Origin of the sequence: Emticicia sp. (assembly GCF_049241225.1) — a bacterium.
Classification (GTDB): Bacteria; Bacteroidota; Bacteroidia; order Cytophagales; family Spirosomataceae; genus Emticicia.
On the sequence record NZ_JBMLRC010000469.1, the window covers coordinates 3,799 to 7,489 of the forward strand.

A 3,691-nucleotide genomic window follows, 5' to 3' on the forward strand; every position below is an offset into this window, starting at 1 on the left:
CCCCAAGAAGTAAGCAATGATTCTTTGAAATAAAGAAAGAAAACCGTTCCGACGATTCCGACCCAAAAGAAAAGTTTGGCCATAAATCGTTGGTTTTTTCTATTATTTCTCTCCTCTACTGCTTGTAAACTTGCTTTATTTGAGAAAATACCGTTTCCTGCAAAAATGCTTGAAGGATGAATATTTTGTCTGAAATTTCCGCTAGCAAATAAAAAAAGTGAAAGAGCTACTCCCAAAAGTCGGGGTTTATCATACTCATAATCGTTGAGTAAATAATAAAACAAGATCAAACCCAAAGCCGAAAGATAAGCCGACCAAATCAAACGAATTCGTTTGGCACTTTTGAGTAATAATTCTGCATTAGGCTTTCGGCTATCCAAAAACTGCATCAATAGTGGCACAACGTAGAAAAAAACTACCGCATACAAATAGTAATCAAACTTACTTTGATGACTAAGCGAAAACTTAGGTTGCCAATTAATATAAATATAGGCAAACGGAAGCATAATAATTACCAAAATCAGCAATTCAAACAGAATATTTTTTTTCATCGGTGTAGATTTTTTTAGTCCACGGTCGATGGTCAACGGTCAACAAGTTTTTACCTTTACTCATCAATTTTGACCTATTTTAAGACGTGAAAGCGTTGAAGCATGCTACTTTCCAACGTGCAGACGAATCCTTGGTTTTTCGGCTTGTGCGGCATTAGGCTTAAATTGCATAAACCAAACCATGATTTCGTCCATAACGGTCATATTGAGCGAATAAAGCACAAACTGACCTTTCTTCACCGAAGCCACTAAATCAGCTTGGCGAAGCAAATCTAGATGATGCGAAATGCTGGGTTTACTCATATCAAATTTATCGGCAATATCGCCAGCGGTCATATCTCCATCTTTTAGTAATTCTAAAATTTCACGGCGAGTAGCATCATTCAATGCTCTAAATAAATTATTCATAATTTTTCACTTATATCAATTGATCAATACAAATATGAGTTTTCGGTTTCAGAAATCCAAATTTTTCATTAAATATTTAGATAATCTTCTAATCAATATACAGTTTGAATTATTACTTTCTTAGAAAAACACAATTTTATCATCATTTTTCAGACATTGGTATATAAATTGTTATATTTGCATCACCCCCAACCCCTAAAGGGGGGATTTTTGTAAGAATCTAAATTTTAGCTCCCCTTTAGGGGCGGGGGGGTACTGGGGTTTATGAAAGTATTAAAATTCGGTGGAACATCGGTCGGAACGGTTGAAAGTATCAATCAGGTTATACAGATTTTACAAGAAAATCTCAACGAAGGACGCAAAATTGCAGTAGTTTATTCGGCGATGGGTGGTGTTACGAATCGCCTTATCGAAATTGGTAAATTGGCCGCTACTTCTGATTTAGAATATTTACAATTATTAAAATCAGTTGAAGACCGCCATTTTGCAGCCGTCAGAGGTTTGATTGATGTTAAAAATCAGAGTAGTGCTATTGCAAAAGTAAAAGGTTTGCTCAATGAACTTGAAGATTTGCTACGTGGTGTTTTCTTGATAAAAGAGCTTTCCGCACGAACAAATGATTTTATCGTAAGTTTTGGTGAAAGACTTTCTACAACAATTGTTACCGAAGCACTCAAAAATCGAGGAATTGATGCCGAATATTTAGATGCAAGAAAAGTCATAAAAACCGATGACCATTTTGGTTATGCCGAAGTAATCGGAGATTTAACTAACGAACTAATCAGAAAGCATTTTGCTCAAACCAATAAACTTCAATGTATTACGGGTTTTATTGGCTCAACGATTGATGGTGTAACAACCACACTCGGCCGTGGCGGTTCTGATTATACAGGTTCAATTTTTGGTGCGGCACTCAATGCAAGTGTAATAGAAATCTGGACAGACGTTGATGGAATGCTCACTTCTGACCCTCGCAAAGTAAAAAATGCGTTTACAATTCCGACCATTACTTATGCCGAAGCAATGGAATTATCGCATTTTGGGGCAAAAGTGATTTATCCGCCGAGCCTCACTCCTGCTTTTCAGAAAAACATTCCTTTACGCATATTAAATACCTTCAATCATCACCACGAAGGTACGCTCGTTAGCAAAACTGCCAGCACTAAAGAATACTCAATCACAGGTATTTCTTCGATTGATGACATTGCTTTGGTCAATGTGCAAGGTGGCGGTATGATGGGAGTCGCTGGAGTTTCGGCCAAATTATTTTCGATTTTGGCAGCCAACAAAATCAGCGTTATTTTAATTTCTCAAGCTTCTTCCGAGCATTCAATCTGTTTTGCGGTTGACCCAAAAGCTGCTTATGGAGTAAAAGAAATATTGGAAGAAGGTTTCGCCACCGAAATCTCGCAAGGTTTGGTTGATAATATTTCTATCGAACAAAACCTTTCAGTCATTGCCGTTGTGGGTGAAGGTATGAAATCAAGCACTGGTACTTCGGGAAAACTCTTTACGGTTCTTGGCAAAAACGGTATCAACGTAGTAGCAACAGCACAGGGTTCTTCGGAATTAAATATTTCGGTAGTTATCTACAAAAAAGATATTACAAAAGCCCTCAATGCCATTCACGAAACTTTTTTTCAAGTTGATGGATTGACGCTCAATTTATATTTAGTTGGTGCAACGGGCTTAATTGGAAGTACGCTTTTAAGACAAATTCAAGAACAAAAAGAATACTTAAAACAACGTAAAAACCTCAACATCAGACTGGTAGGCATCACTAATACAAAAAAAATGTTGTTAGATGAAGGTGGAATTAGTCTCGAAAATTGGAAAGAAGAATTGCTCGAAAAAGGCGAAATTGCCAATATCGGCTCGTTTGTTTCCGATGTACAAGATTTGAATTTACCATACAGTGTTTTTGTCGATTGCACGGCCGATAAAAATATTGTGCAGTACTATTACTCGCTTCTAAGCAGTAGTGTATCAATCGTTACGCCAAATAAGGTTGCCAATTCGGGCAGATATGAACAGTATTTTATGCTCCAAAAAGCCGCCCAAAAACACGGTGTGAAGTTTTTATACGAAACAAACGTAGGTGCGGGTTTACCAATTATCAACACTTTACAAGGTTTGATAACAAGTGGAGATAAAATCAATAAAATTGAAGCGGTTCTTTCGGGTACATTGGCTTATATTTTCAATAACTTCAAGGTTGGTGATAGATTCGTTGATGTGGTGAAAGAAGCAAAAGAAAAAGGCTACACAGAACCCGACCCAAGAGACGATTTGAGTGGACAAGACGTGGCACGCAAAATCTTGATATTATCTCGTGAAGCAGGTTTAAAACTCGAACCAGAAGATGTGACAATCATTAATTTATTGAATGATGCTTGTTTGAATGCTCCTTCGGTTGATGCCTTTTTTGAAGAACTCGAAAAAGACAATGACCGATTCGAGAAACTTCTGCAAGATGCACAAGCCAACGACGAAGTGCTACGTTTCATAGCAACCCTCGACAGCGACAACAAAGCCAGCATCGGCCTAAAAACAGTTGGACGCTCGCATCCATTCTTTAATTTAGCTGGTTCTGAAAATATCATTTCGTTTACAACCGAACGCTATAAATACAATCCTTTGGTAGTAAAAGGCCCAGGTGCAGGTGCAGAAGTAACCGCATCAGGTGTGTTTGCTGATATTATGAGTATTAGTAGTTATTTGGTGTAGGAAGC

At 37.6% G+C, this 3,691-nt stretch carries 3 protein-coding genes; 1 reads left to right on the forward strand and 2 read right to left on the reverse strand.

Going from position 1 to position 3,691, the window contains the following annotated elements; translation table 11 throughout:
* Both ACOVO2_RS24150 and ACOVO2_RS24155 read right to left on the reverse strand, forming a co-directional pair.
* Positions 1 to 551 (reverse strand): hypothetical protein (locus ACOVO2_RS24150; protein WP_421772436.1); only part of this gene is annotated, 551 nt, incomplete at its 3' end.
* Positions 552 to 656: 105 nt separating this feature from the next.
* A complete protein-coding gene (locus tag ACOVO2_RS24155) occupies positions 657 to 959 on the reverse strand; it encodes an autorepressor SdpR family transcription factor (protein ID WP_421772437.1) in 303 nt (100 codons plus the stop codon).
* A gap of 264 nt (positions 960 to 1,223) precedes the next feature.
* Here ACOVO2_RS24155 and thrA point away from each other — a divergent pair, with 264 nt between their 5' ends.
* Positions 1,224 to 3,686, forward strand: a complete 2,463-nt coding sequence (gene thrA, locus ACOVO2_RS24160) for a bifunctional aspartate kinase/homoserine dehydrogenase I (protein WP_421772438.1) — start codon at positions 1,224 to 1,226, stop codon at positions 3,684 to 3,686.
* Positions 3,687 to 3,691: the final 5 nt, after the last annotated feature.